The organism is Methanobacterium sp., from assembly GCF_038562635.1.
Taxonomy (GTDB): Archaea; Methanobacteriota; Methanobacteria; order Methanobacteriales; family Methanobacteriaceae; genus Methanobacterium_D.
In genome coordinates this window covers 445,976-463,158 of record NZ_JBCFBO010000002.1, presented here as the reverse complement: position 1 = coordinate 463,158, position 17,183 = coordinate 445,976, and the positions used below count along the sequence as shown (strand labels likewise).

At 34.5% G+C, this 17,183-nt stretch carries 17 protein-coding genes; all 17 read left to right on the top strand.

Features of this window, described 5'->3' with window-relative positions; genetic code table 11:
• The first annotated feature begins 23 nt into the window (after nt 1-23).
• The 17 genes from AAGU07_RS14330 to nadA all read left to right on the top strand — a co-directional run bounded on the left by AAGU07_RS14330 (nt 24) and on the right by nadA (nt 17,137).
• Nucleotides 24-464, top strand: a complete 441-nt coding sequence (locus AAGU07_RS14330; RefSeq protein WP_342459770.1) for an archease — start codon at nt 24-26, stop codon at nt 462-464.
• A 789-nt stretch (nt 465-1,253) separates the two neighbouring features.
• Nucleotides 1,254-2,585, top strand: a complete 1,332-nt coding sequence (gene mcrB / locus AAGU07_RS14325; protein ID WP_342459769.1) for a coenzyme-B sulfoethylthiotransferase subunit beta — start codon at nt 1,254-1,256, stop codon at nt 2,583-2,585.
• A gap of 23 nt (nt 2,586-2,608) precedes the next feature.
• Entirely contained in the window at nt 2,609-3,097 is a 489-nt protein-coding gene (gene mcrD / locus AAGU07_RS14320) for a methyl-coenzyme M reductase operon protein D (RefSeq protein WP_069583359.1), read from the top strand.
• Complete coding sequence (gene mcrG, locus AAGU07_RS14315) at nt 3,098-3,895, top strand: coenzyme-B sulfoethylthiotransferase subunit gamma (protein WP_048080941.1); 798 nt, start codon at nt 3,098-3,100, stop codon at nt 3,893-3,895.
• Nucleotides 3,895-5,550 (top strand): coenzyme-B sulfoethylthiotransferase subunit alpha, encoded by a 1,656-nt coding sequence (gene mcrA / locus AAGU07_RS14310; RefSeq protein WP_342459768.1) that lies wholly within the window; start codon nt 3,895-3,897, stop codon nt 5,548-5,550. The genes mcrG and mcrA overlap by 1 nt, the downstream gene beginning before the upstream one ends.
• 354 nt (nt 5,551-5,904) lie before the next feature.
• Nucleotides 5,905-6,630: a TetR/AcrR family transcriptional regulator gene (locus AAGU07_RS14305; protein ID WP_342459767.1), complete on the top strand. Its 726-nt coding sequence runs from the start codon at nt 5,905-5,907 to the stop codon at nt 6,628-6,630.
• Between the two features lie 331 nt (nt 6,631-6,961).
• Nucleotides 6,962-7,702 (top strand): TetR/AcrR family transcriptional regulator, encoded by a 741-nt coding sequence (locus AAGU07_RS14300; RefSeq protein ID WP_342459766.1) that lies wholly within the window; start codon nt 6,962-6,964, stop codon nt 7,700-7,702.
• A 176-nt stretch (nt 7,703-7,878) separates the two neighbouring features.
• Nucleotides 7,879-8,049: a hypothetical protein gene (locus tag AAGU07_RS14295; RefSeq protein ID WP_342459765.1), complete on the top strand. Its 171-nt coding sequence runs from the start codon at nt 7,879-7,881 to the stop codon at nt 8,047-8,049.
• Nucleotides 8,030-8,905 carry a class I SAM-dependent methyltransferase gene (locus tag AAGU07_RS14290; protein WP_342459764.1) on the top strand — a complete coding sequence of 292 codons (876 nt, stop codon included), beginning with the start codon at nt 8,030-8,032 and terminating at the stop codon, nt 8,903-8,905. Before AAGU07_RS14295 ends, AAGU07_RS14290 begins: the two co-directional genes overlap by 20 nt.
• A 14-nt stretch (nt 8,906-8,919) precedes the next feature.
• Entirely contained in the window at nt 8,920-9,843 is a 924-nt protein-coding gene (locus tag AAGU07_RS14285; protein ID WP_342459763.1) for a class I SAM-dependent methyltransferase, read from the top strand.
• A 117-nt stretch (nt 9,844-9,960) separates the two neighbouring features.
• Entirely contained in the window at nt 9,961-10,677 is a 717-nt protein-coding gene (locus tag AAGU07_RS14280; RefSeq protein WP_342459762.1) for a flavodoxin family protein, read from the top strand.
• 42 nt (nt 10,678-10,719) lie between these two features.
• Nucleotides 10,720-11,160 carry a methyl-coenzyme M reductase operon protein D gene (gene mcrD / locus AAGU07_RS14275; RefSeq protein WP_342459761.1) on the top strand — a complete coding sequence of 147 codons (441 nt, stop codon included), beginning with the start codon at nt 10,720-10,722 and terminating at the stop codon, nt 11,158-11,160.
• Nucleotides 11,161-11,187: 27 nt separating this feature from the next.
• On the top strand, nt 11,188-11,604 hold the full coding sequence (locus tag AAGU07_RS14270; RefSeq protein WP_342459760.1) for a hypothetical protein: 417 nt from the start codon (nt 11,188-11,190) through the stop codon (nt 11,602-11,604).
• Between the two features lie 310 nt (nt 11,605-11,914).
• Nucleotides 11,915-13,363: an RtcB family protein gene (locus AAGU07_RS14265; protein ID WP_342459759.1), complete on the top strand. Its 1,449-nt coding sequence runs from the start codon at nt 11,915-11,917 to the stop codon at nt 13,361-13,363.
• A gap of 262 nt (nt 13,364-13,625) precedes the next feature.
• On the top strand, nt 13,626-14,237 hold the full coding sequence (locus AAGU07_RS14260) for a hypothetical protein (RefSeq protein ID WP_342459758.1): 612 nt from the start codon (nt 13,626-13,628) through the stop codon (nt 14,235-14,237).
• A 909-nt stretch (nt 14,238-15,146) separates the two neighbouring features.
• A complete protein-coding gene (gene mtnP / locus AAGU07_RS14255; protein ID WP_342459856.1) occupies nt 15,147-15,917 on the top strand; it encodes an S-methyl-5'-thioadenosine phosphorylase in 771 nt (256 codons plus the stop codon).
• A gap of 299 nt (nt 15,918-16,216) precedes the next feature.
• The gene (nadA, locus tag AAGU07_RS14250; protein WP_342459757.1) at nt 16,217-17,137 is read left to right on the top strand and encodes a quinolinate synthase; all 921 of its coding nucleotides are present in this window, start codon (nt 16,217-16,219) and stop codon (nt 17,135-17,137) included.
• Nucleotides 17,138-17,183 lie beyond the last annotated feature (46 nt).

Genomic DNA, 17,183 nt, shown 5'->3' with positions numbered 1-17,183 from the left:
CATATTTTTTTTGAGGTAGCACAGTGAAAAACGATAATCAAGGCAAAAAATTTGAATTTTTTGAGGTCACAGCTGATGTGGGCTATAGGGCATATGGAAAAACGCTGGATGAAGCGTTTGAAAATGCCGCTCTTGCAATGTTTGAAGTAATGACAGATACATCAAAAATAGAACATGAGGTAGAACGGAAGATTGAAGTTGAATCCGAAGATGAATGTGCACTTTTATATGATTGGCTTTCAGAATTTCTTTTCATGCTGGACGTTGATTTCCTGATGTTTTCTAAATTTGAAGTCAAAATAAATAAAGGAGATGATGGATTTTCTTTAAAAGGGACAGCATGGGGCGAAGAATTTAATCCAGAAATCCATGAAAGCCGGGCTGAGGTAAAGGCAGTTACTTACCATATGATGGATGTCAAACAGGATAATGGGAATATGGTGCAGGTTATTCTGGATATTTAAAATTATTTTTGGAATTATTAATAATAACTAAACTGGACTTTAACTAATTTTTAATACTTAATTTAAACCCCTGATTAAAAATATCTTTTTTTATTGTGTTGTGTGATTTAATTGGCGTTAATAATAACTTATTTTATTTTTATGTGTTAAATAATTTAAAATTAGCTCAAATACAGCCTTTAAAACCAAAAAATTTATATACTGATTTACTTCTAGTTATAGAATATCATTTGGTAACAAAATAACCTACGGTTATATTTGTAATATTTTTATCCAAATAAAAAATAATTGAGAGAAATCTATTTTAATTAAAATGATATATTAAATCCTCAATTCTATGAAAACATTTATTTTAGTTTGATGTAGTAAAATTATGTTTTCTTCTATCTTTATAGGTACATTGCTTTTTTTAAACAAAACATTTAAATATCAATAATGACCATTGGCTATATTGTAACCACCAGTAACATGGTTACCGGTGGTTACAAATAATGCACTAAGTCATAACCACGGAAATGTGAAACGAATAACCAGGATTATATTAATCTCCTAACGTTATCATTTTCTAATTCCGACGAGATCTATGACTTCCTTTAAACAGAAACAAAATGTTGAGTTAAACCATATTTTCCCTCCGATTAGGGAGATCTTATCTGAATAACTTGCCACTATTGGTTTATTTTAACTATTCTGTTTAAACAACTGCTAAATGGGCGAGAGACTAATATAGTCTCTTATCCTCCTTAAATTTCATTTTAGAATGAAAACAAATAAAGAGGTGTAAGTTTTATGCCAACATATGAAGATAAAATAGACCTATATGGAGTAGATGGAAAGCTTTTAGAAGAAAATGTTCCTCTAGAAGCAATTAGTCCAATGTACAACCCTACTATTTCTAAGATTGTACAGGAAGTTAAACGTTCTGTAGCTATTAACTTAGCAGGGATAGAAAAAACATTGGCAAACGCAGCTTATGGTGGAAAAGCAAACTTTATTCCTGGAAGGGAATTAAATTTACCAATAGTTGAAAACGTAGACGTAATTGCTGATAAACTTCAAAAAATTATCCAAATAGACGAAGATGACGATTTCAATCTCAAACAAATTAACAATGGGGCTCAGGTTCTTGTTCAGCTGCCTTCACAGAGAATGAACATGGCAGCAGATTACACAGTTTCCACATTAGTTACTGGTGGAGCAGTAATCCAGGCAATCATAGACACATTCGATGTAGATCAATTTGATGCTTCTGCAATAAAAACCGCAGTTTTAGGAAGTTACCCACAGAGTGTAGACTTCAAAGGAGCTAACGTCGCAGCACTACTTGCACCTCCAGCTATGCTCGACAGTTTAGGTTACGGTTTCAGGACCATTGCAGCTAACCACATCGTAGCAGTAACCAAGAAAAACACATTAAATGCAGTAGCATTATCCGCAATATTAGAACAAACCTCAATGTTCGAAATAGGTGATGCTTTAGGTGCATTCGAAAGGTCCCACTTATTAGGACTTGCATACCAGGGTTTAAATGCTAATAACATTGTTTTCGACCTGGTCAAAGCAAACGGAAAAGGTACTGTAGGAACAGTAATCGCTTCACTGGTAGAAAGAGCACTTGATGACGGAGTCATTAAAGTAGCAAAAACAATGCCTTCAGGATACAAAATATATGAACCTGTTGACTGGGCTTTATGGAACGCTTATGCTGCTGCTGGATTAATAAGTTCAACAATAGTAAACATAGGTGCATCCAGAGCTGCTCAGGGTGTTGCTTCTACACTTCTTTACTACAACGATATACTAGAATACGAAACTGGTCTTCCTGGTGTTGACTACGGAAGAGCACAGGGTACTGGTGTAGGTATGAGTTTCTTCTCCCACGGTATATACGGTGGAGGGGGTCCTGGAACCTTCAACGGAAACCACGTTGTAACCAGACACAGTAAAGGTTATGCTGTACCTTGTAATGCAGCTTCCATGTGTTTAGACGCAGGTACACAGATGTTTTCTGTTGAATCTACCTCTAGCTTAGTAGGAACTGTTTACAGTGATATTGACTACCTTAGGGAACCTATCAAATACGTTGCAGAAGGTGCAGTAGAGATAAAAGACAAAATATAATACCGCAGGTTTAAGGTGATTTTATGAACGAAATTAAAGCCGTGGATGTTAAAATATTTCCCCACAGGCTTTTAAAACCCAAAACAACTGAAAAAATACTGAACTCTATAATTGACCTTGATGGAATTTTAAGGGTTCTTGTAAATGGTAAATCTTTACCACGAGTTGTAGGGTACGGACCTGCAAAAGGAACTATCGTAAATCACGAAGATAGAAAGGTTATTAAGGTAAAAGAAGAGAATTTTGAACTTTTAGTTTCTGTTGGAGAAATCATAGTAACTGTAAACCATGAAAAACTGGATTCCTTTAAAGAGGAACTAGAAAGAATCCTAAGTGATGCCCTTAACTTCAGATATGATGTTTCAGTAGGTATTTTCACAAAAACAAATATCACTGTTTCAGATTATATGAAATACGGCATAGGATTTGATAAAAGTATTGATCCACGGTTAATTGGAATGGTGGATCCAAGTGCAAAATCCTCAGAAACTGTAAGATTAATAGGTGATTAAATGTCGTATGAAGCTCAATACACACCTGGAAAAACAAAAATTGCTGAAAATCGTAGGAACCATATGAACCCTGATTATGAACTTAAAAAGATCAGGGAAGTAGCAGATGAAGATATAGTTAAAATTTTAGGTCACAGAAACCCTGGGGAAGGATACAAAACAGTACACCCTCCTCTTGAAGAAATGGACTTTGAATTAGACATGATGAAAGAACTCGTGGAACCTATTCCTGGTGCAAAAGAAGGTGTCAGGACCAGATATGTCCAATTTGCAGATTCCATGTACAACGCTCCAGCACAGCCTTATGACAGGGCTCGAACCTACATGTGGAGGTTCAGAGGAGTAGACACAGGTACTTTATCTGGAAGACAGGTTGTAGAAATCAGGGAACTTGACTTAGAAAAAATGTCTAAAACTTTAATTGAAACTGAATTATTTGACCCTGCAAAAACAGGTATAAGAGGTGCAACCGTACACGGGCACTCATTAAGACTCGATGAAAACGGTTTAATGTTTGACGCACTTCAGAGATATGTTTACAACGAAGAAGACGGTCAAGTATCTTATGTTAAAGACCAAGTAGGAAGACCTCTTGACGAACCTGTAGCTGTAGGAGAACCATTAGATGATGAACATCTATCAGAAATTACCACCATCTACAGGTACGATAACGTAAGCATGAGAGATGATGAAGAAGCAATTGAAGTAGTCGAAACCATACACGACGCCAGAACAAAAGGTGGTTATGGATTAGGCGTATTCAAAAATGATTTAAAATGTAAATTGGGTGATGACTAATGATAGACGAAAAAAAGCTTTTCGCAAAAGCCTTAAAAGGTAAATTTGACGAAGACCCAAATGAAAATCACACCAACTTTTACTGCTTCGGCGGTTGGGAACAGTCTGCAAGGAAAAAAGAATTCAATGCAGAAGCTGAAAAACTAATGGAAGAAAGGGGCGGAGTTCCATTCTACAACCCTGATATTGGAGTTCCATTAGGACAAAGGAAATTAATGGCATACAAAATCTCTGGAACAGACTCATATGTTGAAGGAGACGACCTCCATTTCATCAACAACGCAGCTATCCAGCAGCTTTTAGATGATATTAAAAGGACTGTTATTGTAGGTATGGATACCGGTCACGCAGTTCTCGAAAAACGTTTAGGTGTTGAAGTTACTCCAGAAACAATAAACGAATACATGGAAACAATCAACCACGCACTCCCTGGTGGAGCTGTTGTGCAGGAACACATGGTAGAAGTAAACCCTGGTCTTGTAGGCGATTGTTACGCTAAAATATTCACTGGTGACGACAACTTAGCTGACGAACTCGATAAAAGAGTACTCATAGACATAAACAAAGAGTTCCCAGAAGAACAGGCTGAAATGCTCAAAAAATACGTTGGAAAGAAAACCTACCAGGTAAGCAGAGTCCCTACAGCAGTAGTAAGATCCTGTGACGGTGGTACAGTATCCAGATGGTCTGCAATGCAGATAGGTATGAGTTTCATCTCAGCATACAAACTCTGTGCAGGAGAAGCAGCTATTGCTGATTTCTCATACGCAGCTAAACACGCTGACGTTATCGGAATGGGTGCTATCTTACCATCAAGAAGAGCAAGAGGACCAAACGAACCTGGTGGAATCCAGTTCGGAGTTTTAGCAGATATGATTCAGACCTCCAGAGTCTCTGAAGACCCTGCAAAAGTAAGTCTTGAAGTTATAGCTGCTGGTGCAGCAATATACGATCAGATTTGGCTCGGATCTTACATGTCTGGTGGTGTCGGATTCACTCAGTATGCTACCGCAGCATACACTGACGATATACTCGACGACTTCTTATACTACGGTAAAGAATACGTAGAAGATAAATTTGGTTTATGCCAGGCTAAAGCAGATATGGATGTTGTTAAAGACATAACAACTGAAGTAACTCTCTACGGAATGGAACAGTACGAAATCCCAACACTCTTAGAAAGCCACTTTGGTGGATCCCAGAGAGCAGCAGTCGCTGCAGCAGCTGCAGGTTGTTCAACCGCATTTGCAACTGGAAACTCCAACGCTGGAATTAACGGATGGTACTTAAGCCAGATATTACACAAAGAAGTACACAGCAGACTCGGATTCTACGGATACGACCTTCAAGATCAGTGTGGAGCTTCTAACTCTCTATCAATAAGAAGCGACGAAGGTTTAATCCACGAACTCAGAGGACCTAACTACCCTAACTACGCTATGAACGTAGGTCACCAGCCAGAATACGCTGGAATAGCTCAGGCTCCTCACGCTGCAAGAGGTGACGCTTTCTGTGTCAATCCTTTAATTAAAATAGCATTTGCAGATAAGAACCTTACATTTGACTTTACTGCACCAAGAGAATGCATTGCTAAAGGAGCACTCAGAGAGTTCTTACCTAGCGGAGAAAGGGATTTAATTTCCCCTGCAAACTAAGTTTGGAGAAAGTGGATTATTTCCACCATATTCTCTTTTTTTAAACTAACGAATTATAATTTTTAATTGATGGCTGCTTTTTTTAAATAATTTAATAGAACTACCTGTAAGTGCGAATTTTACTGTGTTTTAAAGGTAGTAGTCTGTTAGGTTGAAGTTCAAAATAATTCCATTTAATCAACAATTACATAATTAGTTTTGATTATAACATTTACACAATATGCAGATGAACTTTAACTTAAATTTTAACTTTAAACTCTATTTCAGGTTTAAAACCAAACTTTTATTAATAAATTCATCTTTTATATATAAACCAGCGGATATTATATTACTGTCAGTCAGCAAGGTGATGGTATGCCCATAAAAAGCAGAAAAGAAAGGGAAAAAGAGCAGAGAAGGAAGGACATCATCGATGCCGCCGAAAGCTTGTTCTTTAAAAAGGGATATGATAATGTTTCTATGAATGATATAGCTAAAGAAGTTGAATTAAGTAAAGCAACGATTTATCTTTACTTTGAAAATAAAGAAGAGTTATTTTTTGCTATAGTACTTCGAGGAACCCGTATCTTAAATGCAATGATAAGAGAAGCAGTTGCAGCTGCAGAAAAGGGGATTGACAAAGTTGCTGCATTTAGAGTTGCATATCATAAATTTACAAAAGATTATCCTGATTATATCCACATTTACAATTATTTCCAGTCCGGACGATTTGATATGGAGAACATAGTAAATAGGGAATATGCAGAAGAAATCAGTAAAGATGTAAGGCTCTATTCCATAGTTCATAATGCTGATTTCCAGCTTCTTCCTCCAGTAAGTGAATACACCAGGGAGATCATGAGCTTGCGTAAAGAAAGGTTTGATATCATGCGTGACTCCCTTAAAATTGGTATAATTGATGGAACTGTTAGGCCTGATGTAGATCCTGTAGAAGTTTCTATTTTATTATCTGCAATTTCTAAAAGTATGTCAGAAGTACCCCCTGATCACATAAGAATTCTGGAAAGCAGAGGAATTAACAGTGAAAAATATTTTATGGATGTAGAAAATCTTTTACGCCATATGATCATGAATAAATAGGATGATGCATTCTTTAAGGTACATTTTAATTTAATATTCAGTACTTTAATTGACAGGTAAATGAAATCATTTATCTTATTTGCACCGCTATTTTTTAATTATTACACGAATTTTTAATTGATAAATCATTTACCTGACCTTCAATAGATACGATTTTATATTCAAGTGAAAAAATCATTCTACATCTACAAATGAAATTGTGAAATATTGAATTTTATAGATTAAAACCATTAACCTGGACTTCCCAGTTGTAAGTTTAATTAATTATGCTCTTGAATATAAATGTCAAAGTATTAAGATAACAAGTAACAACATATATCTTGGTGAGAGAATGTCAGTTTCAAATTGGAAGGAAAGGGAGAGAGAACAAAGGCGTAATGATATATTAGACGCTGCAGAAGCACTTTTCTTCTCAAAAGGATACGATAATGTTTCTATGAATGGTATTGCTAAAGAAGTTGGTTTAGGTAAAGCCACTCTTTATATTTACTTTGATAATAAGGAAGAACTTTTTTATGCCGTAGTTTTGCGAGGGGTCGTTATTTTGAATACAATGATCAAAGAAAAGGTTGAAAAAGAGGATACTGGACTTGAAAAACTCATTGCATTCAAAAGGGCATATGTTGAATACATCAGAACTTATTCTGACTATTTTAAAGCTTATAATTACTTTCAATCAGGGAGATTTGATTTAAGTGACATGCTGCATAGTGATTATTCTGAAATTATGATGCAGAGTACGCTTTATTCTATACATCTTCCATCTAATTTCTTAAAGGTCGATGCTAATGAAACTATAAAAGAAATTTTTAAGTTACGTAAGGAAATATTCTTTATTTTATATAAATCTATAGAACTAGGTATAAAAGAAGGAACAATACGATCTGATGTAGATCCTCTTAAAATAACGGCTGTACAGATGCTAATTTGTGAAAATGTAGGTAATTTACCCTTTGATTTTAGGATGATACTCAAAGGTCAAGGGGTCAATTATGTGAAATTTACTAAAGACCTTGATGATTTTATAAGCCAGCTCTATATTAAAATGGATGATAAAAAAGATCTAGACTGAACTAATCACTAAAATATCTTTTATTAAACTCTAATTTTAATTTATTTTATTATTTTGGCATTTAATTGTTTATTTAAGAGCTATTAATATATTAAACACTTTTTTTACACCATGATGTGCTGATATTAACCATTTACTTTCTTTAATTTTTATTCCTAAAATCCAAAGTTTTATATATGTTGTATACTACTGGTTATAATAACGACCACTGGTCATACATAGAACTAGTAGTTTTATACATTTATGATGTTTTAATTCAGGACACAAATGGTCGACCTAAAGTTATAGGAAAGAAAATTACGTGGAAAATAACGATGGGGGAATTGAATGATGGCGGAGAATATTAAAAAAGGACCAAGCAAAATGGCAGAAATAGTTGCATTAATTCGGGCTGAAGAGTCAGAAAAGCCTGTAGATAAGCGTATATGTTATGACCCGTATGCTATCTATTTTACCAGTCCTGAAATGCGGGAGTTCATGACGTGTCATCCTGAGAAATACAAAGCACAACGAGAACAGGTAGAACGTAGCTTACCTGGATATAGTAATTCAATCGTTGCCAGGGCACGGTATTTTGATGATATTGTTAAGTTATCTGCCCAGAATAGGCTTGAGCAGCTGGTTATAATGGGTGCTGGATATGATACAAGGGCTTACAGGATTGAAGAGTTAAAAAATGTTCATATATTTGAAATAGACCATCCTGACACAATAAAAGTGAAAAAAGATAAAATAAATGAAATATTTGGTTTTATTCCGGCTCATGTTACTTATGTGTCTGCAGATCTTGAAGTTGAAAAGCTTGAACAGCGGCTGGCAGAGAGCGGTTATGACAAAACGAAGAGAACACTATTTGTAATGGAAGGACTTATCTATTATCTTCCTCATGAAGCTGTAGATGAGTTGCTGTCATTCATCGTTCATAGTTCTGGTAAAAAAAGTGCTGTTATTTTTGATTATGGGAAAGTCAAGCCAGATACTAATGCTCATAAAGGAAAAAGTGGTTATGAGTTTGCAAAACAGCGTGGAGAGCCTGTAAAATCAAGCATAAATGAACCAATTGAGAAATTCCTTTCTGAGAGAGGGTTTTATAAAATAAAGAATATGGGTAGTGAAGACTACAAAAAAGCTTATTTCTATGGGAAGAATGCTAACCGAGAAGTTAATGACATGGCATCCTTTGTATATGCTGTGGTTGAATGAAATGAGGTGATATTTTGAAAAAAAATACAACAGGAAATAAAGAGAAAGAGTTTAATGATTTAATGGAATATGCGGAAAAGATATCAAGCCAATATAAAGGAGATGAAAGAAAATTTGAAGAATTAAAAACTGAAATTGGCCAGGCTGAATTAATTGCAAATGTAAGGGCGTACGAATCTTCTAAAAGCGAAGATGAACGTATTTGTTATGATCCGCTGGCTATTCATTTTATAAATCCTAAGATGTGGGAAGTTCTCGTTGAACATCCGGAAATGGCAGCTGATACTGAAGCAGGTATTAATTCAATTGTAAGTAGAGTTAGGTATTTGGATGACATTGTGAAAAAATCAGTCAAGGAAGGGCTTGAGCAACTGGTAATATTAGGAGCTGGATTTGATACTCGAGCTTATAGGATTGATGGAATGGAAAATGTTAAGGTCTTCGAAATGGATCATCCAACCACTCAACAACATAAAACCCGAAAAATCAAAGAAATGTTCCAATCTAACTTAGAAAATGTGGTATATGTACCTGTTGATTTTGAATCGGGAAAAATCAGTGAAGAACTATTTAAAAGAGGTTATAATGCTTCATTAAAGACTCTTTTCATTATGGAAGGATTTATTTATTACATTACTCCAGAGGCTGTTGCCGAAACACTTTCTTTTATAGTAAAAAATTCAGGTAATGGCAGTGCTGTAGTATTTGATTATTTACTTGATTCTGGAGTTAAAGAAGGAAATAAACAGAGACCAGGTGCTAATGTTTTTAAATTTGGCATTAAGGAAGATGGACTTGAGGAATTCTTAGGCCAGTTTGGATTTTCAGATATACAAGGTTCAACCACTAAAGATCTTAAAAAGTTATATTATCAGGGTAAAAACGAAAATAGATTTCCGTCTGAAAAAATTTTATATTTTGCTGTTGCCACGGTTTAAGAATATGTTTAACGAGCATGGGGTAATTTGCGATATTTTAGATTTATTTAGAGGAATGAAATTTAAAATGTGAATTTAAGCAAAAATAAAATTTAAATTTTCTTAAAAGGTACTAATATGAACATATTAGTGATTAATTCAAGTCCAAATAAAGATAAAGGAAATACAGCACTGATTTTAAACCCATTTTTGGAAGGCATGAAAGAAGAAGGCGCTGAAGTTGAAATTTATTATAATAAAGACCTCAACATCCAGCCCTGTAAAGGTGAAGTCAGCTGCTGGATGAAAACTCCAGGTAAATGCATTCTGGACGACGATATGGCTTGGCTTGCACCTAAGGCAATCAAAGCAGATATCCTTGTCTTAGCCACACCGGTGTACTGTGATGGAATCAATACTCATATGCAGATGTTTTTAGAAAGATTATTGCCCCGAGCAATGCCATCAATCGAGCTAAGGGAAGGCCATACCAGGCATCCACACAGGGAAATAACACAGGGTAAACTGGTACTTGTATCCAGCTGTGGCTTATGGGAGCTGGATAACTTTGATTCAGTGTTATCTCATATTCAATCATATTGCAGAAATGCTGATCTTGAGTTTGCAGGGGCTCTTCTCAGGCCTCACGGTCTTTTTCTTAAGCGTATGCTGGAACAGGGGGCACCTGCAACCGATGTAATTGAAATGGCCAGAGAATCTGGTCGTCAGCTAGTTAAAGGCGGTAGGATCCCTGTCGGTATGCAGGCTACTGTCAGCAAACCGCTTATATCTCAGGATATGTTTATAAGGATATATAATCAGGGCGTAAAAAGGCGTCAAGGAGATGACGTATAATAAAAGAGGATTGCAAAGGTTTGTTTAAAAGGAGATGATTGGATGGATATTGAAATTTTTCCACACAGGTATTTGAGTGCTGATACAACTGAAAATTTATTAAAAGACCTTGATGAAATTGAAGGCGTGAAAAGAATAGTTTTACAGGGACAAAGGCTTCCTCCAGCTGAAAGCGGACATCCGGACCGTAGGATTATAACTCTTAAAGGTCAGGAAATTGATTTACAGGTTAAAACAGGTAGAGTTCTAATGGAAATCGAATCAGAAGCAGTTATGGATGAAGTGAGGAAGGCATGTGAAAATCACCTGTCATTTGGGTTTAATATACATGTGGGAACATATATCAGAAAGCAAAAAACTGTTACTGATAAGTTAAAGTATGGAGAAAAATTAGGTGAAATTCCAGATGAAATGATTGGTTTAACTGATCAAAATGCACAGCTCAGCGAAAGAGTAAAAATACTTAAAAAGAAATTGGATTAATTTTTTTTATTTTAAACGTGGATAAAAATGAGCACTGCTGAAATAACGGGAAATATACATCCCAAAAGAAAAATCATTATGGGTCTGTACTGGATAAACAAGAAAGCTGCAAGTACTGAAGGCTGCAAACCATTTTTAATTGAAAAAATTATCACTGGAACTAATATACACCTGCCTAAGGAGAATAAATTCCTTAAATTGTCGGATAATATTTTAAACGATATTTTGTATAATATGAAATATCAGAGGGAAATTGAATTTGAAATAAAATTTGGAAAAGAAGATATTAAACTTTCAATCTGTAAAAATGCTTTTTTTATATCTGCAACCAAAAAGGAACTTGAGATGGAAATAGCTGAAAAATTGGAATCAGAAGGAAAAAAGATGTATCCGGGTATTTGTTCAAAATTTCCACGACGTGTAGGGATTATAGATTATCCTTAGCAACTTGAAATTAAAGTATTCAAAAATTCTTATTTTTTATAGTCAAGAGCATAATTAATTAATGTATAAATTTTGGAAAGTCCAGTGCAATGATTTTAGATTAATTCAATATTCCACCATTTATTTGAATAGATAATCTAAAAATTTTTGCACCGGACTATATTTTGTATATGCAAAAACATCAAATATAACAACCTTTTTTTAAAAGTTCGATCAAAAATTAAATTAGATGTTATCTTACTTTTTTAAGACGCTAAATATTCTAATAAAATTTTAAATTTAAATAAATCATCGATAGGAGAGTTATCTTATGGAAGTTGAAGGAACTTTAAAAAAAATAAGAGATTGTGTCTGGGAAATCCCATCAAGTTATAAAAAAGGGATGTTAGTCCCTGGAAGAGTATATTTAAACGATGAAACTGTTAAAGATATAGAAATTGGGGCAATAGATCAGGTCTCAAATGTAGCATGCTTACCTGGTATTAAAAAATTTTCAATTGGACTTCCAGATATCCACTTTGGATATGGATTCCCTATAGGTGGTGTCGCGGCATTCAGCGTACATAATGGAGTTATAAGCCCTGGAGGAGTTGGTTTTGACATTAACTGTGGTGTCAGGCTTATAAAGACAAATTTAACTGAAGACGATGTTAAACCAAAAATGAAAGAACTTGTAGATACTCTTTTTAATAATGTACCCTCTGGAGTTGGGAGTAAAGGTAAAGTAAGGCTTCAACCTGGACAAATTGATGAAGTGCTAGATCATGGGGCGCAGTGGGCTATTGAAAATGGATATGGTTGGAAAAGAGACTTAAAATATCTGGAAGAAAATGGAAAAATGGAATCTGCAGACTCCAGTAAAGTCAGTGATAAAGCTAAAAAAAGAGGAGTGCCTCAATTAGGTTCTCTTGGTTCTGGAAACCACTTTTTAGAAGTCCAGAAAATGGATGAAATTTATGATGAAGCTACTGCAGAAGTTTTTGGAATAGAAGAAGGTATGATCACCGTCTTAATCCACACAGGTTCTCGAGGATGCGGCCATCAGATATGTTCGGATTACCTTAGAGTTATGGACAGGGCAGCCAAAAGGTACCAGATTAACCTTCCAGACAGGCAATTAGCATGTGCACCTATTGGTTCTGAAGAAGCAACCGATTATTTCCAGGCAATGTCAGCTGCAGCTAATTATGCATGGACTAACAGGCAAATGATTGTACATTGGGTTAGAGAATCATTTGAAAAAGTTTTCAAAAGGGATGCTGAAGAAATGGGCATGGAAATAATCTATGATGTGGCACACAACATTGCAAAGAAAGAAGTCCACAATGTACAGGGAAGAAAAATGGAGTTGTTTGTCCACAGAAAGGGGGCAACACGTGCATTTGGTCCTGGAAGAGAAGAAATACCTGAAGAATACAGAAAAGTTGGACAGCCTGTTTTTATACCTGGAACTATGGGTACAGCATCATATGTGCTTGCAGGAACAGATCTGGCAATGGAAGAAACTTTTGGTTCTTCGGCACATGGTGCAGGACGTAAAATGAGTAGAGCCGGAGCTAAGAAAGAATACCGCGGTGAAGAAGTTCAAAAAGTCCTGGAAAACAGAGGAATTATAATAAGAGCTACTTCAATGCCTGTAGTGGCAGAAGAAGCGCCTGGAGCATACAAAGATGTAGATGCAGTTGTAAAAACATCACATGATGCAGGAATATCCCGAATGGTTGGAAAAATGATTCCTCTTGGTGTTGCAAAGGGATAACCCCTTTTTATTTTTTTATAAACAGGATAAAATTTATTTAGTTTACTATTTTTTTTATTTACTGAATAATAGTCTGAAATAGCATAAATTGCCTTTTAGATCGTTTTTTATTTTTTTTGTACAATTTTGGGACTACTCATAACTATAATAATTAATAATTTAATAATATATAATAATAAAAGTAGTAATAGTTAAAATAGCTGCTCTTTATTTACAAAATTGAGTCCTTTTGGTTAATTATAAAATTTAAAGAGGCTAATGCATGAATAAAAAGTTAATAGGTATACTTGCAGTTATAATTATAGTTTTGGGAGCATATGGTAGTTATTATACCTATGCAACCACTTATTTGGTGCCTAAAGATATTGAGCTTTTAAAGGATGAAATTAAAACCATTAACGAATCTGGAACTTATGATGAGGAAATATCCAGTCTTGAGAGGCAGGCTGATAGAATTGAAAATTTATCACTGCTTAACAGTATTCCTTTAAGTGAGCGGCAAAAACAGGCCAACGATCTAGAAAATGGTCGTGGAATTCAATCGATAACTAACACGTTAAATGAGCTTAAACAGAATATTACCACCACTAAAAATATGGCTTTAGAATATGATCTACTTTTAATGGGAGATATTGCATCTGGTTTGAAATCTGCATACAGTGATGAAATAGTGAATACATTAAACAGTATGGACCCGCTAATGAACAAATTAGCCAATGATTTAAGGAGTGGAGACAATAAAGCTGTTGCTGGAGATCTCAGAAAATTGGCTGATGCACTTAGAACATTTAATAAACAGGAACAGATTTCAGCAAACAACCTCCAGGATGCGGTAAACAAATTGGAAGCTAAAAAACAGGGGATATTTTTTTAACATGCTCCAGGCGATTTTTTAAAGGTCATAAATAACTAGTTAATTAAAAACAAAATAATAATGTGGATCTATAATATCGTGTTGACTATGTTAAAATTTGAGGGAATAAAAGAATTTGACAATAGAAAAATTGGATAAAGGGTCAAATATCTCAAGAGATTTCCAGTTGATTTTTAGAGAAGATATGCTGACAAATGAATGTGAAATAGTTTGAGAAAAAATTAAATAAGCATGATTTCCATATCAAAGACGAAAATATTGAGATTGAAGTTATATATAATGTAAATCTGGATACTGCAGTCATTTCATTTACAGTTTACTGCCCTTTAATGCATTTAAACCAGATTTCAGAAGAGAAACTTTCTAATTTTATTAATAAACATAAAACTAATTCTAGAGAATTTCTGTTAACATCATTTAGATATGAGTGTGATTATTTCTCATTTTCGAATAATTTCTAATTAATGATTTCAGATGTTTATGTTGGAAGATACAGTCTTTAAACATGTTTTAATATTATTAATTATTATAAAATTTATATCTCATCTCTATTTTAAGGGCCGTCGAAAAATCTCTGATTTTTTGGGCCGCAGAACATAGCTGGAGAAAAATGTTTACAAAATCTACGATTTTGTAACATGTGAAAATTTTTAATTTTCACGGTTGCAAAACTCCATTTTGCAAACAGCAAACACGAAGTGTTTGCATGCTATGCATTTTTCTATGCCTAAAAAATCTATGATTTTTTAAGGTTCTGCATGTTTTTAGAAATTCTCTTTAAAATATATTACGAGCAGATTAAACCATATTAAATGGATAAAACCTATGATTTCTATATTTTACTGGATAAGGCATATCTATTTATTATTGTATCCAGAACAATTAACTATCATAGAAAAAGTTGAGAACATGATAGGAATAATTGGCGGCACAGGAATATACGAAATCGTTGAAATGGGAAAAGACGTTGAAACTAAGATTATAGAAACACCTTATGGTGAATCTCCAGAGATCAGCATTTTCAAATTACATGGTAAAGATATTGCATTCATGCCAAGACATGCAAAAGGACATGCAAATCCGCCCCATATGATAAATTACAGGGCAAATATTTATGCCATGAAAAAAATTGGCGTTGAGAGAATAATAGCAACCAATGCTGTTGGATCTCTTGATTTATCTGTTAAACCTGGTGATTTTTTAATACCTCATGATTTCATTGATTTTACAAAAACAAGAGAATTCACATTTTATGACAATAAAACAGTACATATAGACATTACAGAACCTTATTGTCATGATTTAAGAAACTATTTAATATCATCAGGTGAAGTTGTCCCAAATGGGGTCTACGTGTGTACTGAAGGGCCGAGATTTGAAACCGCCGCTGAAATAGCAATGTTTAAACAATTAGGTGGCAGTGTTGTTGGAATGACTGGAATACCTGAAGCTATACTTGCAAGAGAACTTGAAATATGCTATGCAAGTATCTGTATGGTATCAAATTATGCAGCATCAATATCTCCAACCAAGCTGACAATAGATGAAGTATTTGAGGTAGTAGAAGGGCAGAAGGAGAATTTAGTTAAATTAATATCGGATGCTATAGCAAAAACTCCGGATAAAAGGGAATGCCCATGCAGCTATGCGCTGTTAGGTGCAAAAATAGATGAAGTGTAATTTGAAGCTTTAATTAATCTTTATTTTTTTCAATTAATTTTCATATTTAATTTTTTATATAAATAATCAAATAATTAGCTATAATAAATTGGAATACTTATCAGATAATCTGTTTAGTATGTACATGCAGAAATTATGAGTTATATAGTGATGCTGGCCAGTATCCAAACAGTATTAAGTCATGAATAATAAGATTTAAGTATTTATTGGATGAAACAGATACTATTTATAATTATATTATATTCAAAATTATCGTATTTTATACTAATTTTAATTAATATTACTTGAAGGCGATTTTCATGCTGAATGATTTACAAAAGGAAATTATAAAACTTAAAGAAGAGAAAAATGCAATAATATTAGCTCACAATTATCAAACTGGAGATATACAGGAAATTGCAGATTTTATGGGGGATTCACTTGAGCTCTGCATAAAAGCATCAGAGATTGGAGGAAAAGACCTCGTGGTATTCTGTGGCGTTGACTTCATGGCTGAAACAGCAGCTATACTTAACCCGGATAAAAAGATAGTAATTCCTGACCCTCAAGCAGAATGTCCGATGGCACACATGCTCCCTGCAGATGAAGTAGTAAAAGCAAAGGAAAGACATCCCGGGGCAGCAGTAGTTTTATATGTTAACACACTTGCAGAAGCAAAAGCAGAAGCAGACATACTCTGCACATCATCAAACGCAGTTAAAATCGTAAACAGCCTTGATGAAGATACGGTACTCTTCGGACCAGATATGAACCTCGCATGGTATACTTCCCAGCAAACTGACAAGGAAATAATTACCATACCTGAAGGAGGCCACTGCTACGTCCATAAGATGTTTACTACTGGGGATATCTTCTTTTCAAGGGAAAAATATCCCGATGCAGATATATTAGTACATCCAGAATGCGACCCTGAAATTCAGAAATTTGCTGATTATGTTTTAAGCACAGGCGGCATGCTTAAGCATGTTGCAGAGTCTCCAAAGAAAACATTTATAATTGGTACCGAAGTGGACCTTGTAACCCGTTTAAGAAGAGAAAATCCTGATAAAACCATTCTTCCAGCTTTATCTGAAGCTATATGTAAAACTATGAAACTCCACACCCTTGAAAAGGTTAAAAATGCCCTTTTAAATGAGGAGTATATAGTAACTGTTGATGATGAAACAGCAGATAATGCAAGGAGTGCAGTTGAACGGATGATTGAAGTTTCTAAACGTTAAAATCCATTTCTTATTTTAAATTTTATTTTTTTTAGATTATTTGATT

Excerpts from the sequence above, each read along its gene's own strand:
- AAGU07_RS14260 (WP_342459758.1), top strand. The coding sequence starts at position 13,626 with ATGAATAAAAAGTTAATAGGTATACTTGCAGTTATAATTATAGTTTTG.
- AAGU07_RS14305 (WP_342459767.1), top strand. The coding sequence starts at position 5,905 with ATGCCCATAAAAAGCAGAAAAGAAAGGGAAAAAGAGCAGAGAAGGAAG.
- AAGU07_RS14270 (WP_342459760.1), top strand. The coding sequence starts at position 11,188 with ATGAGCACTGCTGAAATAACGGGAAATATACATCCCAAAAGAAAAATC.
- AAGU07_RS14290 (WP_342459764.1), top strand. The coding sequence starts at position 8,030 with ATGATGGCGGAGAATATTAAAAAAGGACCAAGCAAAATGGCAGAAATA.
- mcrB (WP_342459769.1), top strand. The coding sequence starts at position 1,254 with ATGCCAACATATGAAGATAAAATAGACCTATATGGAGTAGATGGAAAG.
- mcrG (WP_048080941.1), top strand. The coding sequence starts at position 3,098 with ATGTCGTATGAAGCTCAATACACACCTGGAAAAACAAAAATTGCTGAA.
- mcrD (WP_069583359.1), top strand. The coding sequence starts at position 2,609 with ATGAACGAAATTAAAGCCGTGGATGTTAAAATATTTCCCCACAGGCTT.
- AAGU07_RS14280 (WP_342459762.1), top strand. The coding sequence starts at position 9,961 with ATGAACATATTAGTGATTAATTCAAGTCCAAATAAAGATAAAGGAAAT.
- mcrD (WP_342459761.1), top strand. The coding sequence starts at position 10,720 with ATGGATATTGAAATTTTTCCACACAGGTATTTGAGTGCTGATACAACT.
- mtnP (WP_342459856.1), top strand. The coding sequence starts at position 15,147 with ATGATAGGAATAATTGGCGGCACAGGAATATACGAAATCGTTGAAATG.
- mcrA (WP_342459768.1), top strand. The coding sequence starts at position 3,895 with ATGATAGACGAAAAAAAGCTTTTCGCAAAAGCCTTAAAAGGTAAATTT.
- AAGU07_RS14295 (WP_342459765.1), top strand. The coding sequence starts at position 7,879 with ATGTTGTATACTACTGGTTATAATAACGACCACTGGTCATACATAGAA.
- AAGU07_RS14300 (WP_342459766.1), top strand. The coding sequence starts at position 6,962 with ATGTCAGTTTCAAATTGGAAGGAAAGGGAGAGAGAACAAAGGCGTAAT.
- AAGU07_RS14265 (WP_342459759.1), top strand. The coding sequence starts at position 11,915 with ATGGAAGTTGAAGGAACTTTAAAAAAAATAAGAGATTGTGTCTGGGAA.
- nadA (WP_342459757.1), top strand. The coding sequence starts at position 16,217 with ATGCTGAATGATTTACAAAAGGAAATTATAAAACTTAAAGAAGAGAAA.